20 protein-coding genes are annotated in these 21,638 nt (G+C 70.1%); 15 read left to right on the top strand and 5 right to left on the bottom strand.

What is annotated here, in order from left to right; all coding sequences use genetic code 11:
* Nucleotides 1-22 precede the first annotated feature (22 nt).
* Complete coding sequence (locus tag BLR02_RS04670; protein WP_090660899.1) at nucleotides 23-940, top strand: YsnF/AvaK domain-containing protein; 918 nt, start codon at nucleotides 23-25, stop codon at nucleotides 938-940.
* Here the strand turns inward: BLR02_RS04670 and BLR02_RS04665 are convergent.
* Nucleotides 900-1,739 carry an alpha/beta hydrolase gene (locus BLR02_RS04665; protein WP_090660896.1) on the bottom strand — a complete coding sequence of 280 codons (840 nt, stop codon included), beginning with the start codon at nucleotides 1,737-1,739 and terminating at the stop codon, nucleotides 900-902. The two genes, BLR02_RS04670 and BLR02_RS04665, sit on opposite strands and share 41 nt — an antisense overlap.
* 180 nt (nucleotides 1,740-1,919) lie before the next feature.
* A complete protein-coding gene (locus BLR02_RS04660; RefSeq protein ID WP_090660893.1) occupies nucleotides 1,920-2,660 on the bottom strand; it encodes an aspartate/glutamate racemase family protein in 741 nt (246 codons plus the stop codon).
* Nucleotides 2,661-2,712: 52 nt separating this feature from the next.
* On the opposite strand from BLR02_RS04660, the gene BLR02_RS04655 reads away from it, so the two are divergent.
* From BLR02_RS04655 to BLR02_RS04645, 3 genes are all read left to right on the top strand, one after another.
* Nucleotides 2,713-3,699: a Bug family tripartite tricarboxylate transporter substrate binding protein gene (locus BLR02_RS04655; RefSeq protein WP_090660890.1), complete on the top strand. Its 987-nt coding sequence runs from the start codon at nucleotides 2,713-2,715 to the stop codon at nucleotides 3,697-3,699.
* 96 nt (nucleotides 3,700-3,795) lie between these two features.
* Nucleotides 3,796-4,491 (top strand): GntR family transcriptional regulator, encoded by a 696-nt coding sequence (locus BLR02_RS04650; protein ID WP_090660887.1) that lies wholly within the window; start codon nucleotides 3,796-3,798, stop codon nucleotides 4,489-4,491.
* Nucleotides 4,492-4,651: 160 nt separating this feature from the next.
* The gene (locus tag BLR02_RS04645; RefSeq protein ID WP_090562391.1) at nucleotides 4,652-6,580 is read left to right on the top strand and encodes an AsmA family protein; all 1,929 of its coding nucleotides are present in this window, start codon (nucleotides 4,652-4,654) and stop codon (nucleotides 6,578-6,580) included.
* On the opposite strand, the gene BLR02_RS04640 is transcribed toward BLR02_RS04645, so the two are convergent.
* Nucleotides 6,581-6,784: a PsiF family protein gene (locus BLR02_RS04640; RefSeq protein ID WP_090562394.1), complete on the bottom strand. Its 204-nt coding sequence runs from the start codon at nucleotides 6,782-6,784 to the stop codon at nucleotides 6,581-6,583. It lies immediately after the preceding gene.
* A 240-nt stretch (nucleotides 6,785-7,024) separates the two neighbouring features.
* On the opposite strand from BLR02_RS04640, the gene BLR02_RS04635 reads away from it, so the two are divergent.
* Together BLR02_RS04635 and BLR02_RS04630 are read left to right on the top strand one after the other, a co-directional pair.
* The gene (locus BLR02_RS04635) at nucleotides 7,025-7,222 is read left to right on the top strand and encodes a hypothetical protein (protein WP_090660884.1); all 198 of its coding nucleotides are present in this window, start codon (nucleotides 7,025-7,027) and stop codon (nucleotides 7,220-7,222) included.
* On the top strand, nucleotides 7,219-8,646 hold the full coding sequence (locus BLR02_RS04630; RefSeq protein ID WP_090660881.1) for an amidase: 1,428 nt from the start codon (nucleotides 7,219-7,221) through the stop codon (nucleotides 8,644-8,646). The genes BLR02_RS04635 and BLR02_RS04630 overlap by 4 nt, the downstream gene beginning before the upstream one ends.
* 44 nt (nucleotides 8,647-8,690) lie before the next feature.
* Here the strand turns inward: BLR02_RS04630 and BLR02_RS29285 are convergent, their stop codons facing one another.
* Nucleotides 8,691-10,424, bottom strand: a complete 1,734-nt coding sequence (locus BLR02_RS29285) for a carbohydrate-binding domain-containing protein (protein ID WP_176849372.1) — start codon at nucleotides 10,422-10,424, stop codon at nucleotides 8,691-8,693.
* A 789-nt stretch (nucleotides 10,425-11,213) separates the two neighbouring features.
* On the opposite strand from BLR02_RS29285, the gene BLR02_RS04620 reads away from it, so the two are divergent.
* The 8 genes from BLR02_RS04620 (at nucleotide 11,214) to BLR02_RS04585 (ending at nucleotide 19,712) form a co-directional block, all read left to right on the top strand.
* Nucleotides 11,214-12,680 (top strand): circularly permuted type 2 ATP-grasp protein, encoded by a 1,467-nt coding sequence (locus BLR02_RS04620; RefSeq protein ID WP_090562406.1) that lies wholly within the window; start codon nucleotides 11,214-11,216, stop codon nucleotides 12,678-12,680.
* Nucleotides 12,680-13,618, top strand: a complete 939-nt coding sequence (locus BLR02_RS04615) for an alpha-E domain-containing protein (protein WP_090660878.1) — start codon at nucleotides 12,680-12,682, stop codon at nucleotides 13,616-13,618. The genes BLR02_RS04620 and BLR02_RS04615 overlap by 1 nt, the downstream gene beginning before the upstream one ends.
* Before the next feature lie 5 nt (nucleotides 13,619-13,623).
* Nucleotides 13,624-14,361, top strand: coding sequence for a proteasome-type protease (locus tag BLR02_RS04610; protein WP_090660876.1), 738 nt, complete (start codon nucleotides 13,624-13,626; stop codon nucleotides 14,359-14,361).
* Nucleotides 14,362-14,522: 161 nt separating this feature from the next.
* Nucleotides 14,523-15,161 (top strand): hypothetical protein, encoded by a 639-nt coding sequence (locus BLR02_RS04605; RefSeq protein WP_090660872.1) that lies wholly within the window; start codon nucleotides 14,523-14,525, stop codon nucleotides 15,159-15,161.
* A gap of 72 nt (nucleotides 15,162-15,233) precedes the next feature.
* Complete coding sequence (locus tag BLR02_RS04600) at nucleotides 15,234-16,202, top strand: Bug family tripartite tricarboxylate transporter substrate binding protein (protein ID WP_090660869.1); 969 nt, start codon at nucleotides 15,234-15,236, stop codon at nucleotides 16,200-16,202.
* Between the two features lie 5 nt (nucleotides 16,203-16,207).
* Nucleotides 16,208-16,666, top strand: a complete 459-nt coding sequence (locus BLR02_RS04595; protein WP_090660866.1) for a (2Fe-2S)-binding protein — start codon at nucleotides 16,208-16,210, stop codon at nucleotides 16,664-16,666.
* Nucleotides 16,666-18,768: a xanthine dehydrogenase family protein molybdopterin-binding subunit gene (locus BLR02_RS04590; protein WP_090660863.1), complete on the top strand. Its 2,103-nt coding sequence runs from the start codon at nucleotides 16,666-16,668 to the stop codon at nucleotides 18,766-18,768. Before BLR02_RS04595 ends, BLR02_RS04590 begins: the two co-directional genes overlap by 1 nt.
* Nucleotides 18,765-19,712 carry a substrate-binding domain-containing protein gene (locus BLR02_RS04585; protein ID WP_090660860.1) on the top strand — a complete coding sequence of 316 codons (948 nt, stop codon included), beginning with the start codon at nucleotides 18,765-18,767 and terminating at the stop codon, nucleotides 19,710-19,712. Before BLR02_RS04590 ends, BLR02_RS04585 begins: the two co-directional genes overlap by 4 nt.
* 7 nt (nucleotides 19,713-19,719) lie before the next feature.
* Here the strand turns inward: BLR02_RS04585 and BLR02_RS04580 are convergent, their stop codons facing one another.
* Complete coding sequence (locus BLR02_RS04580) at nucleotides 19,720-20,706, bottom strand: Bug family tripartite tricarboxylate transporter substrate binding protein (RefSeq protein ID WP_090660857.1); 987 nt, start codon at nucleotides 20,704-20,706, stop codon at nucleotides 19,720-19,722.
* Between the two features lie 101 nt (nucleotides 20,707-20,807).
* Between BLR02_RS04580 and BLR02_RS04575 the strand changes: the two genes are divergently transcribed.
* A complete protein-coding gene (locus BLR02_RS04575; protein WP_090562431.1) occupies nucleotides 20,808-21,632 on the top strand; it encodes a GntR family transcriptional regulator in 825 nt (274 codons plus the stop codon).
* Nucleotides 21,633-21,638: the final 6 nt, after the last annotated feature.

Below are 21,638 nucleotides of genomic sequence, written 5' to 3'. Positions count from 1 at the left end.
CAACGAACAGAGAGGCGTTTCCATGAGCCATCAGACAATCACCGCCGTCTTCGACTCCGTCGCCGAGGCCAATGCCGCTTCCCGCGATCTCGCCACCAAGGTCGGCGGCGTCCGCGCCGCAGTCTTCACCTCGCCCGCCGAGGCCACCGAGCTGCAGCACCTCGGCGTGAGCGGCGTGGACCGCAGCGTGCTGGAGGAGGCGATGCGCCGCGGCGGCGTCGTGCTGTCCGCTACCGTGCCCGAGGCGCAATTCGCGACAGCGGCCGATGTGATCGAAGGCGCCGGCGCCGTCGACCTCGACAGCCGTGAGGCGCAGTGGCGCCAGGCCGGCTGGAGCGAAGGCGAGGTCGTCGAGCATGGCGGCGCCGATACCGCCAGCATGGCCCCCGCCACGCCGCAGACCGCGGTTGGCAGCACGGGCAGCATGGCGACTGGGACCATGTCCACCGGCACGATGGCCACTGGCACCACGTCCACTGGCACCACGTCCACGGGCACCACGGCCACTGGCAGCACGACCGCTGGCCTCGCCGCCGGCCGGGAGGAGAGCATCCCCATCGTCGAGGAGCGCCTCCGCGTCGGCAAGCGCGAGACCGCCCATGGCCGCGTGCGCATCCGCTCCTATGTCGTCGAGACCCCGGTGCAGGAGCAGGTGACGCTGCATCAGGAGCATGTGCATGTGGAGCGGCGCCCGGTTGACCGCCCGCTCGAGGCCGGTGCCGCCGCCTTCCAGGAGCGCACCATCGAGGCGACCGAGACCGCCGAGGAAGCCGTGATCGCCAAGGAGGCGCGGGTGACCGAGGAGGTCGTGCTCCGTAAGACTGCCGACGACGAGACGCGGACGGTCCAGGACACCGTGCGTCGTACCGAGGTTGAGGTCGAGGATGACCGCCAGGCTGCTACCCGCAGCACGGGCACGACGCCGAGCCGCGATCTCTGATCTGCCTGGCCATCCGGGCGGCGCGCGCCACCAGTGCGCTGCCCGGATCGGCGAGCGGATCGAGCACGGTGAAGTGGTTGAGGCCGGGCAATTCCTCGGCGCTGCCACCCCAATGGGCGGCGAAATCCCGCGTCTGACGCCGGAATTCGCCGCTCTCCGCACCCCCCACCAGCGCATGGAGGTGGGCCCCTGCGGGCGCCGGCAACAGGGCAGGGGAGAGTGCCGCCGCTTCCGCCGCGTCGAGCCCCAGGCCCCGCGCGATGCTTGTCGGGAGCAGCGGTGCCAATTCGAAGACACCCGAGATTGGCAGCCCCGCCGGCACCAGCCCCGGCGGCAGGCCCAGCGCTGCCCAGTCCGTCGCCATCAGCCATGCGGTGAGATGCCCGCCGGCCGAATGCCCCGTGGCGAGCAGCCGCTGCACGCCGCGCCGGTGCAGCAGCCCGACCGCCGCCCGCATCTGTTCGATGATCCGCCGCAGCGGCACGCCGGGGCAGAGATCGTAGGAGGGAATGGCCACTGCCACGCCCTGCGCCAGCAGCCCGCGCGCGCAATGGCTGACGAAGCTTCGGTCGAGCGCCTGCCAGTAGCCGCCATGGATGAAGAGGGCGACCGGCCAGTCCATGCCGGGGCCCGGCCGGAACAGGTCGAGCCGTTCCCGCTCGCCCGCGCCATAGGCAAGGCCGAGATCCTTCTCGCCCCAGGCCTCGCGGAATGCCGCGGCATCCCGTGCCCAGCCGGCGATGATCGTCCCGCTCTCCGGCACCAGCGCCCGGTTGTTGTACTCGGCCTCCGCATCCATCGCGCTTGCCTCCGGCCCTCGCCAGGGCTATAGGAAAATTGTCACCGGCACTCCGTGCCCAGAGCCTGCGCGGAGGGTGGCCTCAAACCCTAAAATCCTCAAATCCGCCTGACGGAATGCAGCAATCTCAGGCAGTTGCGGCGGCCAGGGTCCCCTCCGCCTCAAGCCGTTTGAAGCGCCTCACCAGCCGCTGAATTGCCGCGGCCGCAGCCCCGCCTGGAACCAGCAGGTCATCGAGTAGATGTCATAGACCGGGATGCCGAGCGCCGCCCGCAAGGCCGCCGCATAGGGCGGCATGTTCGTGCATTCGAGCACGATCGCCCCGACCTCCGGATGCGCCGTCACCAGCGCCCGTCCGGCCTCGAGGATATCCTGCTCGGCGAGGCCGGTATCCAGATCCTCCTTCTCGGCCCGGATGAGCACGCGGAAGAACTCCCGGCCCGTCTCGGTCCCGGCGACCGGCGTATCCAGCGGCACCCCTGCCGCCTCGAGATGCGCCGGCGTCAGCGAAGCCTTGCTCACCGTGACCACGCCGACCCGGCGGCCGGGCGGCAGCATCGCCTGCACCCAGGGCACCTGCATCAGCGCGGAGGTGGCGACCGGCACACCGGCCGCCTCCGCCAGCTCGCGCTGGAACAGCGAGAGGAAGCCGCAATTGGTGGTGATGCCCTCTGCGCCGAGCTGCACCAGCTCCTGCGCGGCGGCGATGAAGTCCGGCAGCAGCCCGCGCGCGCCCTGCAGCACCACGCGCTCCGGCGTCGCTCCGCGGACGACGCGGAACAGCACGGGGAAGGGCCAGGTCTCGCCATTGCCCATGTCACCGGGAATGCGCGGAAAACGGGCTTCCAGCATCAGGATGCCGAGTGGCGCGCCATAAATCGATTTTCCGCCGCGCGCGACGCGGCTGATGGGGCTGGTCATGCCACCAGCCTATCGCACAGCATGACGCACCGAAACCGAAAGGAGAGCCGGGATGCTCCGCCTGCTGATCGCCGCCCTGCTGGCCGCCACGCCAGCCTTCGCCCAGCCAGCCTTCGCCCAGGATGTCTGGCCAAGCCGCCCCATCACCATCCTGGGCGGCTTCCCGAACGGCGCCGGCACCGACATCTACGCCCGCAAGCTGGCGGAGCCGCTGAGCCGCGCCCTCGGCCAGCCCGTGGTCGTCGACAACCGCAGCGGCGCGGGCGGCAACATCGCCTCCGATGCCGTCGCCAAGGCGCGCCCTGACGGCTACCTCTTCCTGCTCGGCACGGCGGGGACGCATGCGATCAATCCCGGCCTCTACCGCCAGCTGCCCTTCGATGCGCTGAAGGACGTCACGCATGTCATCCTGCTCGGCGACGTCCCGAATGTGCTGCTGGTCAATCCCGAGAAGCGCCCGCAATACCGCAGCTGCCAGGACGTGCTCGCCGCCGCCCGCGCCCGGCCCGGCGCGCTGAATTTTTCCTCGACCGGCAACGGCGCCTCGACCCATCTCGCCGGCGCCCAATTCGCCACGGTGACGGGGGCCGAGCTCACCCACGTGCCCTATCGCGGCCAGCCCGGTGCGATGGGCGCGCTGCTCGCCGGGGATGTGGACCTTTTCTTCAATCAAACCGGGCCCTCCATCGGTCCGGTGCGGCAGGGCCAGGTGCTGGCCCTCGGCACCACCACGACTCAGCCGGTCCAGGCGCTGCCCGGCGTGCCGACCCTCGCCACGGCCTGCAACCTGCCGGGCTTCGAGGTCAGCACCTGGTACGGCCTCTTTGCCCCGCCGGGCCTGCCCGCTGCCATCCAGACGCGGATGAATGCCGAGATCGGCCGCATCATATCCGCCCCCGAATTCCGTCAATGGCTGGTGGAGAATCAAGGCATCACTCCGCCGGAGGACATGACGCCGGAAGGTTTCCGTCGGATCCACGAGCAGGACATCGCCCGCTGGGGCGAGATCATCCGCAAGTCCGGCGCCAGCGTCGACTGATGCCGCAATCGGAATAGCGATAACAAATAGTGATTAAATTTGCGGCCACATCACCTGGCGTGTAACCTCGGCGCGCCACAACCAGGGGCGCGCCGCATGTCCTTCCTCGCACCGATCGCCGTGCCGGCTCCGCTCACGGCGCGAGCGCTGCAGGCGCTGCGCGAGGATATCCTGGCGGCACGGCTGGCACCGGGCGAGACACTGTCCGAAGCCGCGACGGCCTCCCGGCTCGGCCTCGGCAAGGCGCCAGTCCGCGCCGCCTTGGCGAGGCTGGCGGAGGAGGGGCTGGTGCAGCCCGTGCCACGCCGCGGCTGGGTGGTCTCGCTCGTCACCGTGCGCGACATCCATGAGGTCTTCGACCTGCGCCTCCTGCTGGAGCCCGAGGCGGCGCGCCGCGCGGCGCGGCACCCACATGCGCGGATGGGGGCCGAGGCCCTGGCGCGGCTCGATGCCGTCTGTGCCGCCGGCTACCGGCCGGAGGAGGCGGAAACCGCGCTTGGCTTTCTCGAGGCCAACCGCGCGTTCCATGTCGCGGTCGCCGAACTCTCGGGCAATGCACGGCTCGCACGGCAGGTTGGCCGGCTGCTCGACGAGAGCACGCGCATGCTCGTCCTCGGCCTGCGCCGGCGCGACCGCAGCGGTGAGATGGCGCATGAGCACCGCGCGCTCATCGCCGCGCTGGTGGCCGGGGAAGCAGCGCAGGCGGCTGAGCTGATGCAGGCGCAGGTTGCCGCGAGCCGCGCCATGGTGCTGGAGGCCCTGACCGCCCCGGATGCCGGCCTCGCTGTCTGAGTTGCGCCGCGCGGGCCGTGGCAATCAAAGAGGATCGGTCGCAGCGGAAGGGACAGCTTCGCGCCAAGGTTGCAAGATTCTCAATCATCCCTGCTTTGTCTAAATCGATGAACTCCTGTCGCACTGCCGCGCTCTGAGGCGTGATGGCGGAGGCATGTGCATGGGCTGGCGCCGTTGGGCACTGGGGTTGGGTTTGCCGCTGCTGGCGATCGGCGTGTTCCTCGCGCTGTTCCGCTGGGACTGGCTGATTCCTATTGTCGAGGCCCGGGCCAGCGCCGCGCTGGGTCGCCCGGTGACGATCGAGCATCTGCATGTCTCGCTCGGGCTTATCACCACGATCAGCGCGGAGGGCCTACGTGTCGGCAACCCGCCGGGCTTCGAGGATGCGCCGCCCTTCGCCACGGTGCCGCGCGCCAGCCTCGATCTCGATGTCAGTGCGCTGATCCAGTCGCGGGAGATCGTCATCCCGCAGGTCACGCTTGACCGGCCTTCGGTCGAGGTGATCGGCCGGGCGGACGGGTCCAACAACTACAGCTTCAAGCTCGGCGGTAGCCCCCCCGCAGAGGGCGCAGAGCCGGGCGCGAGCCCGCGCATCGGTGCCCTTCGCCTGATCGATGGGCAGGCCCATGTCGCGATCAACAAGCTCCGCTCCGACTTCCGGATCAATGCCGCGACCGAGGACCCGGCCGGTGCCGAATCCCGCATCGTCGCCCAGGCCCGCGGCACCTATGCCGCGCAACCCATCACGGCTGACCTGCAGGGTGGCGCCATCCTCAACCTGCGGGACAAGGAAAGGCCCTGGCCGGTGCAGCTGGACCTCGCCAATGGGCCGACCAAGGTTGCCCTGCGCGGCACGGTGCAGGACCCGGTGGCCTTTGCCGGCGCCGATCTGCGCCTCGATATCAGCGGGCCAGACATGGCCCTGCTGGCTCCGCTCACCGGTGTCGCCATCCCAGCTACCACGCCCTTCCGCGTCACCGGGAAGCTCGACTACGCCGCCGGCGCCTTCCGCTTCTCCGATGTCGAGGGGCGGCTCGGGCGCAGCGACCTGAACGGCCGCTTCAGCATCACGCCAGGGGATGAGCGGCCGGTGCTGGATGCGGATGTCTTCTCCCGGCGCGTCGACCTGGCGGATCTCGGCGGCTTCGTCGGCACGACCCCCGGCCGGGTGGGGACGCCGGGCCAGACCGCGGCCCAGCGCCAGGCACTCTCACGTGCCGAGGCCAGCCCGCGCATGCTGCCGACGGCGCCCATCAGCATCCCCCGGCTGCGGGCGGCCGATATCCATCTGCGCTACCGCGCCGCCGCCATCGAAGGGAAGGGGATGCCCTTCGATAGCCTCGGCGTTACCGCCGATATCGAGGACGGCACGATCCGGCTGCACCCGGTGCAATTCGGCATCGGCCAGGGCCGCCTCGTTGGCGACTTCACCCTGACGCCGCTGGAGAATGGGGCGCTCCGCGCCAAGGGCGAGCTGGAATTGCGTCGGGTCGACATCTCCCGCCTGATGCAGGCGGCCGGCGCCGGTGGCTCCGGCACGCTCGGCGGCGTCGGACGGATCGAGGGCACGGGTCGCTCCGTGTCGGAGATCCTTGGCAGCGGCAACGGCGCGCTGACGCTGGTGACGGTCGGCGGCAACCTGTCCTCCCTGCTGGTGGACCTGTCCGGGTTGCAATTCGGCAACGCCCTGCTCTCGGCGCTCGGCGTTCCGGCGCGCACCGAGATCGAATGCCTCATCGCCGATTTCGGCCTTACCCGCGGCCGGCTCTCGACCAAGACCCTGCTGCTCGATACCCAGAGCCATGTGGTGAGCGGCGGGGGCACCGCCGATCTCGGCCGCGAAGCGCTGGATCTCTGGCTCAGGACCAACAGCAAGCGCTTCACCGTCGGCTCCTTGCCGACGCCCATCGGCATCGGCGGCACGTTCAAGAACCCCGCCATCCTGCCCGAGCTCGGGGAGTTGGCGGCACGTGGTGGCGCGGCGATCGGTCTTGGGATCCTCTTTCCGCCCCTCGCCTTGCTGCCGACGATCCAGTTCGGCGTCGGCGAGAACAACCAATGCGAGCGGCTGACACGTCGCGCCGGCTGATCAGCCGGTGGCACGGCCAGAGAGGCAGGTCTTCATGAATTCCCGCCGCGGCGCACCGCGCAGCTGCTGGCCGGAAGCCTGGCTGGCGCAGCTCCGCATCTTCGCCTGCTGGGCGCGCTGTGCCTCGCTTGGCGCGCGCCGCTCGGCGGCATCGGCCAGGCTCGGGGCCAGCAGGAGGGAGAGGACAAGGATCACCGGGCGCATCGCATCGTCTCCGTAACGAATAGGGCCTGGGTGCCATGGCGAGCGCTGGGGATCAAGCCGGAAGTCAGGCCAGTGAAGGGCTTCGAACAGGCCTGAGGCCACGGCGCAGGCATTGGGGAGCCAAGAGTCCGGTTCGGCAAGATCGTAACCGTTGCGGAAAGGACGGTGTCGTCGCCCTTCCGCGGAAGGGGGCGGGCACGGCGCTTGCTACCCTTGGCACATCCCAGGAGGAGAAGTGCCATGGACCCGGACCCCACAATCGCGGCGATCGCCCGCTGGAGCGGCATAGCCCCGCCCAATGAGGCGGCCAGGATCGGCCTTGCCGACAATGCGGCGCTGATCACCGAAATCGAGGCCATGCGTGGCACCATGGGCTTCGAGGAGGAGCCGAGCGACTTCAAGGCCGCATTGCGCGACTGCAGGGAGCCCACGCCATGAACGCGCCCGTCGCCGTGACCGACCTCGCCAGCCTCTCCATGACCGAGGCGGCGGATGCCTTCGCTACCGGGGAGGTCGCCGCCACCGCCCTCGTCGAGGCCTGCCTGGCCCGGATCGACGCCCATGATGCCGTGGTGAACAGCGTGATCCGGCTGGACCGAGAGGCCGCGCTGGAGGCTGCCGCCGCCGCCGATGCGGCACGCGCCGCGGGCCGGCCGCTCGGCAAGCTGGCCGGCGTGCCGATGATGCACAAGGATATGTACTATCGTGCCGGCCGCGTGAGCAGCTGTGGCTCGAAGATCCGGCGCGATTTCATCCCCGGTGTGACGGCGACGGTGCTGGAGCGGCTGGACGCCGCCGGCGCCATCGATATGGGCACGCTGAACATGGCCGAGTTCGCCCAGAACCCGACCGGGCATAACGCCCATTTCGGCCATTGCCACAATCCATGGGACCCGGCCTATTGCACCGGCGGCTCCTCCTCCGGCTCCGGCGCGGGCGTGGCGGCGCGCTTCTTCTATGCCGCGCTCGGCTCCGATACCGGCGGCTCGATCCGGCTGCCGGCGACGCTCTGCGGCGTGACGGGGCTGAAGGGCACGCAGACGCGGGTGTCACGCGCCGGCGTCATGCCGCTCTCCTTCTCCTGCGACAATGTCGGGCCCCTGGTGCGGACGGCGCGCGACGCGGCACGCTTCATGGCGGTGACCGCCGGGCACGACCCGCGCGACCCGACCAGCGCGCGGGAGCCGGTACCGGATTACGAGGCGGCGCTGACCGGCGACATCCGCGGTCTGCGGATCGCGGTGTGCGAGACCTTCTTCCTCGACGGCGCCGATGCGCCGGTCGTTGCGGCCTTCGAGGCGGCGCTGGATGCGCTGCGCGCCCGCGGTGCCGTGGTGACGCGGATCAGCGCCTCCTCCATGCGGGCGATCAACGCCTATACGGCGATGGTCAGCCGGGTCGAAGGCGCGGCGATCCATGCCAACTGGATGCGGGAGCATCCGGGCGACTACGCCATCCATCTGAGCGCGCGGCTTTTCGGCGGCTATGCCTTCCCGGCGCATCTCTACGTCGAGGCACTGTCGCGCCGTGGGCCCTTGCTGCGGCAATTCGTCGCCGAGGCGCTGACCGGCCATGACATAGTGGCGACGCCGACGCTGAAGACGCGGGTGCCGACCCTGGCCGAGACCGACATCGATGCCGATCCCGCCAATTGGTCACGCTTCATGGCGGTTTCGGCGAATACGCGGCCGTTCAACTATCTCGGCCTGCCGACCATCAGCATCCCCTGCGGCTTCGACGACCGCGGCCTGCCGATCGGGCTGCAGCTCGCCGGACGCCCTTTCGCCGAGGCGACGGTGCTGAAGGCGGCGGATGCGTTCCAGCGCGAGACGGGCTGGCACTGCAAGGCGCCCGCCCTCTGATCGGAAGAGCCCTGCCCGATCCGGGCAGGGCTGTCTCCGCCAGCTCAGGCGAAGATGATGTCGCTGGCCGCCAGCGCCGTGACATGCGGGAGGAAGACGTTCTCCGCAGTCGCGTCGAAGATGATCAGCGTGCCGGAGACGCCGCCCTCGCTGGCCGCGACCTTGTGCATCGCCGCCTGGTCGAAGCCCTCGAAGCGCAGCTTGTCGGCGCCAGGCGTGAAGTTGCCGATCACCACGTCGCCGTCGCCATGCTGGATGGCGAAGACATCCTTGGCCGTCGTGCCGTTGAAGGTCAGGCCCAGGCCGTCGGCTGATTTGGTGAAGTGGAAATCATCCGGCCCGTTGATTTTGAAGCTGCTCTCGTGCTTGCCGAGGGTGGAGCCGTTGAAGCTCGCATCCTCGACATAGAGGTTGCGGTCGCCGCCGGTGCCCGACGCGTCGTTGACGAAGCGCACGGTCATTTTGTGGGCACCCGTGCCCCAGTCGCCCTTGATGGTGAGCGTGTCCTCGCTGTCCGAGCCATGCAGCGCGCCCGCTGTCAGCGTGCCGCCGACCTGCTTGCCGTCGATGCTGACGGTGTACTGCGCGTTGCCGTTCCAGGCATCCTGGCTGATCTTCAGCACGAGCGTATCGGCACCTGCGCCGATGGTCTTGATGACGGCCGTGTCCCCAGGGGCCGGTGCCGGCGTGGGAGAGGGGCTGGCGACCAGCTTGCTGAAGCCGAAATCCACCGGGCCGCTGCGGGTGAGGTCGGCCGTGTCCTTGCTCAGCGCGGCGCCGTTGAAGGTGATGCCGTCGACATGCAGGTTGCGGTCGGTGGCCGCCGTGCCGCCCCAGGCGTCGTTGATGAAGTTCACGGTCACCTTGTGGCTGCCCGCGCCCCAGTCGCCCTTCACGGTGATGACGTCGTCCTGGCCCGCGGCATGCGAGGCGCTCGCGGTCAGGATCCCGCCGATCTGCTTGCCGTCGACGCTGATGGTGTATTGCGCGCTGCCGTTCCAGGCATCCTGGCTGATCTTCAGCACCAGGGAGTCGGCGCCTGCGCCGATGGTCTTGGCCACGCCGGTGACAGGCGTGATGGGTGTCGGTGCCGGAGGCGTCACAGGCGGTGTCGCGACCGGCGGCGTCGTGGCGTCGCCCTTCGCCAGACCGGAGACGATGCCCTTCATGGAATCGGACAGCCTGTCGGCAACCAGCATCGCGTCAGCCTGGCCCATATGGCTGCTATGCGCGTAGCCATCGCCATTCATGGTGAGGCCGGTCATCGCCGTGGTGTCGAAGCTGGCGTTGAACTTGGGGTCGGCGGAGAGCTGGCGCATGCCCTCCTGGATGTTCTTCGGGCTGGTCCCCTGCGCGTAGTTGTAGGGAACATAGGTGAAGACATAGGGCGTGGTCTCGGCAGACTGGCCGAGCGCGGCGCGGACCAGCGCCGCATCCGTCTTCACTTCCGACATCCAATTCGCGGTGGTGACGCCGTAGGTATTGCCGTCATATTCGTTGTGCATCCACAGCGTGACGGTCGGATTGTCCTTGATGCCTGCCGGCTCGGCCTTCACGTAGTTCAGCAGGCCCTGCTGCTGCCCGTCCGTATCCCATTTCAGGAAGGCGGTGCCGGAGTGGATGGTGGAATTCTTGTCGCCGTAATGCTGGATGATGTTGACGTTCACGCCCGGCAAGCTGGCCTCGAGCTGCTTCTCCAGCTCGCGCGCGCCGCCATTGGCGACGAAGAGCAGGGCGTTGCTCTGGCCACGGATGAGGATGTTCACGTCAGTCGTCATCGTTCCGTCCGGTCTGCCCCGCTCTCGGCGGGGCGGCCCACGGGGGGCCCAGTGGAGGGGCCCGATGGGCCCCGAGGGAATGGCTCGGGCGCCCAACCTCACGGCGCCGTGAGCACCGTATAGCGTATTCACGTATAATTGCACATTAAATCGCTCGTGGGTTGAGTGTGGGTCTTGGTGAGATCCTGGCAGGCGCGGGTTTCAACCCCGTAACGCCCTGCCTGCCCCGGATAACCCACCGGGCCGGCCGGAACGTCCACCAGCATTGGCCCAGGCGCTGGCAGCGCCCGGTCGGAGGGGCACCGTGCTCGGCCATTGTCCGGGCTCGAGGGCTGGTACCGCGGAAGGGCGGCAAAGCTGGTGGCGACATCGCCATGGGGCGGCCGAGTGCTGCATCCGGGATGGCCCGCCCATTCTTCTCGATGCCGCTCAGCGACAGCCTGGCATGCGGCCGGCTCGGTCAGTCAGCGCGGCGGCGCCTTTCGGCCATGCGAGCACGGACGCAATGCCGCGCACCGCCGCCAGCGCCGCGGCTACGGACTCCACCCCCACCATAATTCGCGCCCCAATCCTGGCTCCGTCAGCCTTGAATCTCTTGCGCTGATGCCAAATTCGCCGGCCCCGGCCGGGCGCTGGCCACCGGTTGGGCAAAGCGGTAGCGAAGCAGGCATTTCAGTACGGTACGGCGCTTGCGGCCGGGCTATGGTCCGTGCTGCTTTGCCGAACCGGGAACGCAGAATGGGGGCCGCATCGTCCGTGCCGCAGGCAAGAACCGCCGCTTTCGACGAAATGCGGGCAGAGGATGGCGTCCGCGCCGCCTATGCCGAGATAGATCGCTGGCTCCGCGCCACCCCGCGGGAGCAGCTTGATGCCAAGCGCCGCGAGGCGGAACTGCTGTTCCGCCGGATCGGCATCACCTTCGCCGTCTATGGCGAGGGAGGGGACCCGGAGCGGCTGATCCCCTTCGATATCATCCCCCGCATTATCGCCCGTTCGGAATGGGACCGCCTGGCGCTCGGGCTGCGGCAGCGGGTGCGGGCGCTGAACGCCTTCCTTACCGATGTCTATGGGAAGCAGGAGATCCTGCGCGCCGGCCGCATCCCGGCGGCGCTGGTGCTGGAGAATGAGGGCTATCGCTCGGAGATGGTGGGCATCGCCCCGCCGGGCGGCGTCTATACCCATGTCGCCGGCATCGACATGGTGCGCACCGGGCCGGACGAATTCTACGTGCTCGAGGATAATTGCCGCACGCCCTCCGGCGTCTCCTACATGCTGGAGAACCGCGAGGCGATGCTTCGGCTCTTCCCCAAGCTCTGCGCCCGGCACCGCGTCGCTCCGGTCGGCCGCTACCCCGAGGAATTGCTGGAGACGCTGAAGGCGGTGGCCCCGCCGCGGGCAGGGTCCGACCCCTGCGTCGTCCTGCTCACGCCCGGCCCCTACAACAGCGCCTATTACGAGCATTGCTTCCTCGCCGACGAGATGGGCATCGAGGTCGTGGAGGGCGCCGATCTCTGCGTCGACAACGATGTCGTCTACATGCGCACCACGGCCGGACCGCGGCGCGTCGATGTCATCTACCGGCGCATCGACGACGAGTTCCTCGACCCGAGCGTGTTCCGGCCGGACAGCCTGGTCGGCGTGCCGGGGCTGATGGGGGCCTACCGCGCCGGCAATGTGGCACTGGCCAATGCGCCGGGCGCCGGCATCGCCGACGACAAGGCGATCTACCCTTACGTGCCGGAGATGGTGCGCTTCTATCTCGGCGAGGAGCCGCTTCTCGCCAATGTGCCGACCTATCTCTGCGACCGGGAGGAGGACCGCAAATACGTCCTCTCCAACCTCGACCAGCTGGTGGTGAAGCTGGCCAAGGGCTCGGGCGGCTACGGCATGATGATCGGCCCGCATGCGACCCGCGACGTGCGGGAGGAATTCCGCGCCCGCATCCTGGCCAAGCCAGGCGACTACATCGCCCAGCCCACCTTGGCGCTCTCCACCTGTCCCACGGTGGTGGACCAGGGCATCGCGCCGCGCCATGTCGATCTCCGGCCCTTTATCCTCTCCGGCAAGGAGATCCGCATCGTGCCGGGCGGCCTGACGCGCGTGGCGATCCGCGAGGGCTCCCTCGTCGTGAATTCCTCGCAGGGCGGCGGCACCAAGGATACCTGGATCCTGGAGGATGAAGGGCCGGACGCGCCGGAGGCCGCGCTGCAGTCCCAGTCCCAATCCCAGTCCCAATCCCAGTCTGCGGGGGGCTGATGCTCAGCCGTACGGCCGACAGCCTGTTCTGGCTGGCCCGCTATACCGAACGCGCCGGCAATGTCGCCCGCGGCCTTGGCGTTGCCTCCCGCATGGCGGCGGTCAGCGCACGGCTCGGCGCCGAGGCGGATGAGTGGCGCTCGCTCGTCACCGCCACCGGCGGCGAGGGTGCCTTCTTCCGCAAGTATGAGGCGCCGACCGCGGAGTCGGTCGTCCACTGGCTGGTCTTCGACCCCGATAATTCCTCCGGCATCCTGCCCTGCATCGAGGCGGCGCGGCGCAATGCGCGGGCTGTCCGCACCGCGCTCACCGTCGATATGTGGGAGGCGCTGAACGACACCTGGAACCATCTCCGCGCCCTGCCGCCCGAGGCGATGGAAGGCGAGAAACTGGCCGACTTCCTCCGCTGGGTGCGGGAACGGGTGACGCTCTTCAACGGCGCGGCGCACGACACCATGCTGCGCAACGAGGCCTGGCGCTTCGTCCATCTCGGCACGATGCTGGAGCGGGCGGACAACACGGCGCGCCTGCTCGACGTGAAGCACCACCTGCTGACCGCGGAGGAGGAAGGCGCCGTCGACTACGTGCAGTGGCAGACCGTGCTGCGCTCGGTCTCCGCCCTGCGGTCCTACCAGTGGATCTACCGCGACCGGCTGAACCCGCGGCGCATCGCGGAGCTCATCATCCTGCGCCCGGAACTGCCGCGCAGCCTCATGGCCTGCTTCGCCGAAGTGGCGGAGACGCTGGAGGCGATCGCGCTCGGCCATGGCGGTCGGCGCGGCGAATGCCACCGCCTGGCGGGGACGCTGCAGGCGCAGCTTCGCTACGGCCGGATCGACGCCATCCTGGAGGAGGGGCTGCACGCCTTCCTCACCACGATGATCGAGCGGACAGCAGCGCTCGGAGGCGAGATCGACGCCTTCTACATCCGGCACTGAGCACGATGACCTATTGCGTCGGCCTCTACCTGCGCGAAGGCCTGGTCATGCTGTCCGACACCCGCACCAATGCGGGCGTCGACAACATCTCGACCTTCGGCAAGATGCAGGTGGAGGAGGTGCCGGGCGAGCGGGTGCTCGCCATGCTGTCCGCCGGCAACCTCGCCATTACCCAGACCGTCTGGAACCATCTGCAGGAAGGCGTCTGGGTCGGGGGCGAGAAGCTCACGCTCCGCACCGTGCCCAGCATGTTCCGCGCCGCGCAGCTGGTCGGCCAGGCGGTGCGCGAGGTCTTCGCCGCGGATGGACCCGCCCTCTCGGCCCAAGGCGTAAGCTTCGATATCTCCCTGATGCTCGGTGGGCAGATCGCCGGCGGGCCGTCGCGGCTCTTCCTGATCTATTCAGCGGGCAATTTCATCGAGGCGACGATCGACACGCCATTCCTGCAGATCGGCGAGCATAAATATGGCAAGCCGATCCTCGATCGCGCGCTGGAATACGGCACGCCGATCGCCGATGGCGTGAAGCTGGTGCTGGTCAGCATGGACAGCACCCTCCGCTCCAACCTCACGGTCGGGCTGCCCATCGACCTGCTGATCTACCGCACCGACTCCCTTGAGGTCGGGTTGCGGCGCCGCCTTACCGAGGATGACCCGTATTTCCGCATGGTGCGCGAGCGCTGGTCCGCGGCGCTGCGGGAAGCCTATCTCCGCCTGCCGCCGCCGGACTGGTTGCCCGCCTGACGCGCACGGGCGGCCATCGGTATGGCCCATGGCCAAGGCACGGGTGAAAACGGCTTCATCCGCAATCCAAAGTTGCGAAGGTTCTAGAACCGTCAAAACGTGGACATTAGGCTCCGGTCGTCGCCAGTGCCCACGAAGGTGCTGGCCAATGGAGTTTCGCGATGCCCGTGACCATCGATGAGTTGGTCGATACCCACTCGCCCGGCGTAGCCGTCAGCCTCGACATCTGTGCCCGCATCCTGCGGGATTCGGCCGGGGCCAGCGCCAATGGCAACCCGAATCCGGGCCATGCCGACATGCACCAGCTCGATGACGGCTTCGGCCATTTCGACTGGGAATACCGCGTCCGCGAGCAGCATTCGGTCTTCGCCTCGCCGCAGGACGCTGCCATCGCGCTCTATTCAGTGCTGATCTCCGCTGCCGCACGCTTCGTCCTGCTGAAGATGAAACTTGGCCGGAACGAGCGCATGACCATCTTCTCGGTCGCGGAGCCGGGCGCGACGATGCGTATCACCATGGCGGCCCTGCCGGGCATGCCGGTGGCCTTCGACTACACCATGGCCAATGTCCGGCTCGTCATGGATGTCGACAACGCCACGCGCCGCCTGCATGTGCAGACCTTCTTCCCGGTGAAGAACCTGGACCGGGAGTTGCGCCAGGCCTTCGGCGGGGGCGTGGTGACGCAGGCCGTCGCCTGGGGCGGGCGGGTGCGGTACTACAACGGCGACCGCGTGCTCGGCGAGAAGTCGCCCAACACCGCGAATGTCAACCTCAACCAGTACACCAACCTGCTGCGCTGAGCGGCACCCCGCGCTTGCATGGGGCGCGGCGAAGGCCGATCCTTCATGGCAAGAGCGGGGAAGGTGCCAGGGATGCGGATCGATCGCCGGACCGGGCTGATGGCCCTGGCGGGCCTGGCTGCGCCTGGCCGCCTCCGCGCCCAGCCCGGTTGGCCGAGCCGGCCCGTGCGCATCGTCGTCCCCTTCGGACTCGGCGGCTCCGCCGATATCGCTGCCCGTTTCCTCGCGGATCCGCTGAGCGTGGCGCTCGGCCAGCCGGTGGTGGTGGAGAACCGCCCGGGGGCAGGGGCCGTCATCGGCACCGATACCGTGGCGAAGTCGGCGCCGGACGGCCACACCCTGCTGCTGATGTCGAACACCCATACGGCGAACGAGACCCTGCTGCCGGCCCGGCCCTATGTGCTGATGCGGGACCTGGCGCCGGTGGCGGCCATCAACACCGCCGTGCATGTGCTGGCGGTGCATGGCTCGCTCGGCGTGCGGACCGTGGCGGAGCTGATCGCCAAGGCGCGGGCGGCACCCGGCACGCTCGACTACGCCTCCTCCGGCCCAGGCACGCCCTATCACATCGCCTCCGAGGTCTTCGCCGCCATGGCGGGGATCAGGCTGAACCACATCCCCTTCCGCGGCAGCAACGAGGCACGGACCGCACTCATCGCCGGCCAGGTGCCGATCATGTTCGACGCCATCCCGACCATGCGGGAGCAGATCACCAATGGCCGTGTCCTCGGCCTCGCCACCACGGGCACGGCGCGGAGCCCGCTGCTGGCGGACCTGCCCGCGGTGGCGGAGACCCTGCCGGGCTTCGAGGCCGCCATCTGGCTCGGCCTGATGGCGCCCGCCGGCCTGCCGGCGCCGATCGCCGAGCGGCTGCATGCCGAGATCGGCAAGCTCCTGGCTTCCGGCCCGGCGCGGGAAACCATGGCCCGCAATGGGGCGGAGCCCATGCCGATGAGCATCGCTGAATTCGACGCCTTCCTCCGCGGCGACATCGAGCGCCAGCAGGAATGGATCAGGATGGCGAAGATCCAGATGAGGTAGCAGCCATGGTATCCTTCAGCCTGAACGGCCATCCGGTCACCCTGGAGGTGCCCGAGGAGGCGACGCTGCTGCAGGCGCTGCGTGGCCCGGCCGGCCTCTCCGGCCCGCGTTTCGGCTGCGGCACGGAGCAGTGCGGCGCCTGCATGGTCCTGGTGGACGGCACCCCGCGCTGTGCCTGCACCCTCGCCGCCGGTGCCGTCACGGGCCGTGCGGTGGTCACCGTCGAAGGGCTCGGCACGCCGGAGGCGCCGCATCCGCTGCAATCCGCCTTCCTCGCCGAGCAGGCCGGGCAATGCGGCTATTGCCTGTCCGGCATCCTGGTCAGCGCCGCCGCCCTGCTGGCGCGCGACCCGGCGCCCGAGGAGGCAGCGATCCGCACGGCGCTGGAGCCGCATCTCTGCCGCTGCGGCAGCCACAACCGCATCCTTCGCGCCGTGTCGCGCGCCGCGGCGGAGATGGCCTGATGGGCGCGCACCGGCTGCCCGGCAATCTGCAAACCAATCGCCGCCTCTCGCAATGGCTGGCAATCCACGCCGAGGGGCGGGTGACCATCACCCCGGGCAAGGTGGAGCTGGGGCAGGGGATCCTGACCACCCTCAGCCAGATCGCGGCCGAGGAGCTCGAGGTCGATCTCACCCGCGTCGAGGCGCGGCCGGCATCGACGCCGGGCAGCCCGGATGAGGGCGTCACCTCCGGCAGCCTCTCCACCCAGGACAGCGGCGGGGCACTGCGTCATGCCTGCGCGGCGGCGCGGGCCATCTTCCTTGGCGTGGTCGCGCAGCGCGTCGGCGTGCCGCTGGAGACGATCCGGATCGAGGACGGCATCTTCCACGGCCCCGCTGGCCCGATCGGCAGCTATTGGGCGCTGGCCGACCAGGCGCTGCTGGACTGCGAGGCGCCGGCCGAGGCCAGGCCTCGCGCGCCGGGCGAGCGGCGGATCGCCGGCCATTCCATCCCGCGCCTCGACCTGCCGGACAAGGTCTTCGGCGCCGCCCGCTTCGTTCACGACCTGCGCCTGCCGGAGATGCTGCATGCGCGGGTGGTACGTCCGCCGGCGCGCGGGGCACGACTTGCGACTCTGCGCGACGGGACGCTGCCGGGCGATGCGCGGGTGGTGCGGGACGGCAGCTTCCTCGCCGTCCTCGCTGCGACGGAATGGGAGGCGGAAGCCGCCGCCGCACGCCTCGCCGCCCGTGCCGGCTGGGAGGCGGAGGACACGCTGCCCGAGCAGGCCCTGCTCATCGACTGGCTGCGCGAGGCCGCCGCCCGCGGCGAGCGCAGCCCCGTCGCCAGCCGCGCCGAACCTGCCCCGCCGGCCGCGCAGACTCTGCGGCGCAGCTTCCACCGGCCCTACCTGGCCCATGCCTCCGTCGCCCCCTCCTGCGCGGTCGCGCGCTGGGAGGGCGAGACGGTGGAGGTCTTCACCCACAGCCAGGGTCCCTACAACCTCCGCGCCGACCTGGCGAAGACCCTGCGCTGCGACCCGGAGCGAATCCTCATCCATCACCGCGAGGGCGCCGGCTGCTACGGCCATAACGGGGCCGATGATGTGGCGTTGGATGCGGTGCTCGCGGCACGCGCGGTGCCGGGGAGGCCGGTCAGGCTGCTCTGGTCCCGCGCTGAGGAGCTTGGCTGGTCGCCCTTCTCCCCGGCCATGCTGGTGGATGTGGAGGCCGATCTCGATGCGTCCGGCAATCTCGCCGGCTGGCGCAGCCATATCGTCAGCAACGGCCATTCCAGCCGGCCGGGACGCGCACCGGAGCCGACCCTGCTCTCCGCCGCGATGCTCGCCACGCCCTTCCCGGTGAAGCCGAGCATCAACCCGGCCATGGCAGCGGGTGGCGGGGCGCCGCGCAACGGCGTGCCGCTCTACCGCATCCCCGCCCTGTCCGTGGAGACGACGCGGCTGCTGGACATGCCGATCCGCAGCTCGGCGCTGCGCGGCCTCGGCGCCACGCTGAATGTCTGGTCCATCGAGAGCGTGATGGATGAGGCGGCGGCGCTGGCCGGTGCCGATCCGCTCGACTATCGCCTGCGCCATCTCGACGACCCGCGCGCCATCGCCGTGCTGCGGCGCGTGGCCGATCTCGCCGGCTGGGCCGGGCGCTCGCGACGCGAGGGGTTCGGCCTGGGCATCGGCTTCGCCCGCTACAAGAATACCGGCGGTTGGGCCGCCGTCATCGCCGAGGTCGAGGCGCTGGAGCGCGTCCTCTGCCGCCGCCTCTGGATCGCCGGCGATGTGGGGGAGGCGGTGAACCCCGATGGCGTGCTGAACCAGTATGAGGGCGGCGCCATCCACGGCGCCTCCGTCGCCCTGCTGGAGGAGGTGCGCTTCAGCCGCCGCACCGTCACCAGCGACCATTGGGACGGCTATCCGATCCTGCGCTTCTCCGAGGTGCCCAAGGTGGAACTCGCCCTGATCGACCGGCCGGACCAGCCCTTCCTCGGCGCGGGCGAGGCCAGCATGGCCCCGACCATCGCCGCCATCGCCGGCGCCATCACCGATGCGCTCGGCATCCGGCCACGCCAGCTTCCCTTCACCCCCGAGAACCTGGCCCGCGCATGAGCCGCCTGACCCTCAGCCTCGCCTGCCACGCATCGGACCGCACGCGGCCGCTGCTGGACGGGCGCGTCACCATCCCCGGCGTCGATCTCGTGCCGCTGGTGGGCGAGCCGGAGGATATCTTTCGGAGAGCTTTACGCGACCGGGCCTTCGACATCACCGAGCTGTCGATGGGCTCGCATATCGTCACCACGGCGCGGGGCGACAGTGCCTATATCGGCGTGCCGGTCTTCCCGAGCCGTGCCTTCCGTCATTCGGCGATCTATATCCGCACGGATCGCGGCATCGCCTCGGCCGCCGATCTCGCCGGACGGACCATCGGCCTCCCCGAATACCAGCAGACCGCGGCGCTCTGGGTGCGCGGCATCCTGCGCGAGCATTACGGCGTCGACACGCGCGGCATCGCCTGGCGCACCGGCGCCGAGCGCATCGCCATCACCCTGCCACCCGGCCTCGACGTGCAGCCCCTCGGGCGCGACCCTGCCCTGGCGCTCGCCGAGGGTGCCATCGACGCGCTCATCGCCCCGCGCCCTCCGAGCGTCCCCGGCATCGCCCGGCTCTACCCGGACTACAAGGCGGAGGAGATCGCCTGGCACCGCGCCACCGGCTTCTTCCCCATCATGCATTGCGTGGCGCTGCGGCGGGAGCTGGCGGAGCGCCATCCCTGGCTGCCGGTGGAGATCTTCCGCGCCTTCGCCCGCGTCCGGGACATCGCCCTGGGCGAGCTGCAGCTGGTGAACGTGCTGCGGGCCTCGCTGCCCTGGATCGCCGCCGCCTATGAGGAGCAGGCGGCGATCATGGGCGGCGACCCCTGGCCCTATGGCTTCGCCCGCAACCGCGAGGAGGTGGCGGCGATGATCCGCTTCGCGGTAGCGGATGGCCTCGCCACCGAGGCGATCCCGCCCGAGGCGCTGTTCCATCCAAGCACCCTGGCTGAGGTGGCGTGACGCCGGCTCAGCCGGTGCTGATGCCTGAGGCGGCGGCCACCTTCCGCCAGCGGCCGAGATCGGAGCGGACGGTCGCCGCCAGCGCCTCCGGCCGGCCCGGCCGCGCCACGGCGCCCTCCATATCGAGGAAGCGGCGATAGCCCGGATCGGCCAGGACCTCGTTCACCGCCGCGTTCAGCCGGGCGAGCACCGGGGCCGGCAGCCCGCGCGGCGCGAGCAGGCCCCAGAAGGCTTCCACCGAGTAGTCGAGGCCCGTCGCCTCGCGCACGGTTGGGACCTGGGGCGCGCTGGCCAGCCGCTCATCCCCGGTATAGGCGAGCACCGGCAGGCGCCCGGCCTCCACTTGGCCGCGCACCGAGGCGAGGGTGGTGATCATGAAGTCGAGCCGCCCGGCGACGAGGTCGATCTGCGCCGGGCCGATGCCGGCATAGGGCACCGCCTCGGTTTGCACGCCCGCCACCATGTCGAGATAGGCGCTGGCCATGTGGCCGATATTGCCCGGCCCGGCGGTGCCGTAGCGCAACTCGCCCGGATGGGCGCGGGCATGCGCCAGCAGCGCCCCGATGTCGCGGAACTCGCTGTTCGGCGCCGTCACCACCAGCATCGGCGCGGTGCAGATCGACGCCACCGCGTCGAAGCTGCCCACCGGGTCATAGGGCGTGCGCTGGATGGCCGCGCTGGTGGTGAAGGAGCTGGAGGCGATGAGCAGCGTGTAGCCATCGGCCGGCGCCTTGGCGACGAAGCCCGAGCCGACCGTGCTGCCCGCCCCGGCCCGGTTCTCGACGACCAGGGGCTGGCCCAGCCGCACCTGCAGCCCCTCGGCCAGCGGCCGGGCGATGGCGTCGTTGCTGCCACCCGGGGCGAAGGGGACGATGAGGCGGATCGGGCGGTCCGGCCAGCCGGCAGGCTTCGTCTCGCCCTGCGCGAGGGCCGGAGCGGCGAGGGCGGCGCCGGCTGCCGCCAGGGCCGCGCGCCGCGAGAGGAAATATGGCATGACCTTCCTTCCCCAAGGGACGCAGGCCTGCCCGCCCGCGCCCAACTTGTATTGTTGTACGATCAACAGTATTACTGCCGTCAGGAGGCCCGTCAACGCGCATGGACCGAGCCACGCCGAGGAAACGCCCCGCGACCGGGCCCGCGACCCGGAGCAGCGCCGCCGAGGCCGCCCAGCTGCTGGCCGAGGCCCAGCCGCGCTATGCCAGCCTGGCCGCGGCGCTGGCCGCCGAGATCCTCGACGGCCGCCGCGCCCTGGGCGAGTTGCTGCCGACCGAGCAGGAGCTCGGCCAGAGCTTCGGCGTCAGCCGCTCCACGGTGCGGGAGGCGCTGCGCCGCCTGCGCGACCTTGGGCTGGTGGCGGGCACCCAGGGCGTCGGCACCCGCGTCATCGCCAACCAGCCGCGCAGCAGCTACGAGCTGGCGGTGCGCTCGGCGACGGAGGTGATGGGTTATTCCGACCGCACGCTGCTGGAGATCCACGAATCAGCCATGGTCACCGCCGATGCGGCGCTGGCCGAGCGGATCGGCTGCGCGCCGGGCAGCCGCTGGCTGCACATCCAGGGGCTGCGCCAGCCGGTGCCGAAGGCCAAGGCACCGCCGATCTCCTGCGTCGACCTCTACATCGCCGAGCCCTTCGCCGACCTGGCCCAGGGGCCGGAAATCGTCACCACCCCGGCCTACCGCCTCATCGCCCGCGAGCGCGGGGTGAGGGTGGCGGAGCTCCAGCAGGAGGTCACCGCCATCGCGCTGACCCCGGCGCAGGCCGCGGCGCTGCGGGCCGAGCCGGGCTCACCCGGCCTGCACATCATCCGCCGCTTCCAGTCCGCCGATGGGCAGTTGCTGGAAGCGACGGTGAACATCCATCCGGCGGCCGACCGCTTCGTCTATGCGTTGCGGCTCGGCGCCCCGACGGAAGGCGGCTGACGGCGC

The sequence above is a fragment of the Belnapia rosea genome, assembly GCF_900101615.1.
GTDB lineage: Bacteria > Pseudomonadota > Alphaproteobacteria > Acetobacterales > Acetobacteraceae > Belnapia > Belnapia rosea.
This window is presented reverse-complemented; position numbering and strand designations above follow the sequence as displayed.

Bases quoted from the DNA above. Each gene is read 5' to 3' on its own strand.
- BLR02_RS04650 (WP_090660887.1), top strand. From the start codon at position 3,796: ATGTCCTTCCTCGCACCGATCGCCGTGCCGGCTCCGCTCACGGCGCGA.
- BLR02_RS04585 (WP_090660860.1), top strand. From the start codon at position 18,765: ATGAGCCGCCTGACCCTCAGCCTCGCCTGCCACGCATCGGACCGCACG.
- BLR02_RS04635 (WP_090660884.1), top strand. From the start codon at position 7,025: ATGGACCCGGACCCCACAATCGCGGCGATCGCCCGCTGGAGCGGCATA.
- BLR02_RS04640 (WP_090562394.1), bottom strand. From the start codon at position 6,784: ATGCGCCCGGTGATCCTTGTCCTCTCCCTCCTGCTGGCCCCGAGCCTG.
- BLR02_RS29285 (WP_176849372.1), bottom strand. From the start codon at position 10,424: ATGACGACTGACGTGAACATCCTCATCCGTGGCCAGAGCAACGCCCTG.
- BLR02_RS04590 (WP_090660863.1), top strand. From the start codon at position 16,666: ATGGGCGCGCACCGGCTGCCCGGCAATCTGCAAACCAATCGCCGCCTC.
- BLR02_RS04620 (WP_090562406.1), top strand. From the start codon at position 11,214: ATGCGGGCAGAGGATGGCGTCCGCGCCGCCTATGCCGAGATAGATCGC.
- BLR02_RS04665 (WP_090660896.1), bottom strand. From the start codon at position 1,739: ATGGATGCGGAGGCCGAGTACAACAACCGGGCGCTGGTGCCGGAGAGC.
- BLR02_RS04580 (WP_090660857.1), bottom strand. From the start codon at position 20,706: ATGCCATATTTCCTCTCGCGGCGCGCGGCCCTGGCGGCAGCCGGCGCC.
- BLR02_RS04630 (WP_090660881.1), top strand. From the start codon at position 7,219: ATGAACGCGCCCGTCGCCGTGACCGACCTCGCCAGCCTCTCCATGACC.
- BLR02_RS04655 (WP_090660890.1), top strand. From the start codon at position 2,713: ATGCTCCGCCTGCTGATCGCCGCCCTGCTGGCCGCCACGCCAGCCTTC.
- BLR02_RS04645 (WP_090562391.1), top strand. From the start codon at position 4,652: ATGGGCTGGCGCCGTTGGGCACTGGGGTTGGGTTTGCCGCTGCTGGCG.
- BLR02_RS04595 (WP_090660866.1), top strand. From the start codon at position 16,208: ATGGTATCCTTCAGCCTGAACGGCCATCCGGTCACCCTGGAGGTGCCC.
- BLR02_RS04670 (WP_090660899.1), top strand. From the start codon at position 23: ATGAGCCATCAGACAATCACCGCCGTCTTCGACTCCGTCGCCGAGGCC.
- BLR02_RS04660 (WP_090660893.1), bottom strand. From the start codon at position 2,660: ATGACCAGCCCCATCAGCCGCGTCGCGCGCGGCGGAAAATCGATTTAT.
- BLR02_RS04605 (WP_090660872.1), top strand. From the start codon at position 14,523: ATGCCCGTGACCATCGATGAGTTGGTCGATACCCACTCGCCCGGCGTA.
- BLR02_RS04615 (WP_090660878.1), top strand. From the start codon at position 12,680: ATGCTCAGCCGTACGGCCGACAGCCTGTTCTGGCTGGCCCGCTATACC.
- BLR02_RS04610 (WP_090660876.1), top strand. From the start codon at position 13,624: ATGACCTATTGCGTCGGCCTCTACCTGCGCGAAGGCCTGGTCATGCTG.
- BLR02_RS04575 (WP_090562431.1), top strand. From the start codon at position 20,808: ATGGACCGAGCCACGCCGAGGAAACGCCCCGCGACCGGGCCCGCGACC.
- BLR02_RS04600 (WP_090660869.1), top strand. From the start codon at position 15,234: ATGCGGATCGATCGCCGGACCGGGCTGATGGCCCTGGCGGGCCTGGCT.